Here is a 483-nt window from a genome sequence, read left to right as displayed (position 1 = left end):
AAAGCTTACTGAAGCCAGACTTGAAGAAGTATTAACGGCTTATAAAGCAGATATCCCGCTAGGCATGATTAGAGAAGAAAATGACTTTCGCATCTCGGTTGCTGGCGCACAGGAGAAGACAGCACTGCTCAGAATAGGCAATGACTGGTGCATTCCGAAAGGAATAACGCCGACGACGCACATCATTAAATTACCGATTGGCGAAATCAGGCAGCCCAATGCGACGCTCGATCTCAGCCAAAGCGTTGATAATGAGTATTACTGTCTGCTGCTGGCGAAAGAACTTGGGTTGAATGTTCCGGACGCAGAAATCATTAAAGCGGGAAATGTGCGCGCGTTAGCGGTCGAACGTTTTGACAGGCGTTGGAATGCTGAGCGAACGGTTTTACTTCGCTTGCCACAGGAGGATATGTGTCAGACATTCGGTTTACCTTCATCGGTGAAATATGAATCAGATGGAGGCCCAGGCATCGCGCGGATCAT

1 pseudogene is annotated in these 483 nt (G+C 48.2%); it reads left to right on the top strand.

The window, feature by feature from the left end:
* Positions 1-483, top strand: a pseudogene (hipA, locus tag FHD02_RS24020) (type II toxin-antitoxin system serine/threonine protein kinase toxin HipA); the annotation flags it as partial.

The organism is Citrobacter sp. EC_71, from assembly GCF_019584005.1.
Classification (GTDB): Bacteria; Pseudomonadota; Gammaproteobacteria; order Enterobacterales; family Enterobacteriaceae; genus Citrobacter; species Citrobacter werkmanii.
The sequence above is the reverse complement of the archived record's forward strand: the minus strand, read 5'-3'. Positions and strand labels throughout refer to the sequence as shown.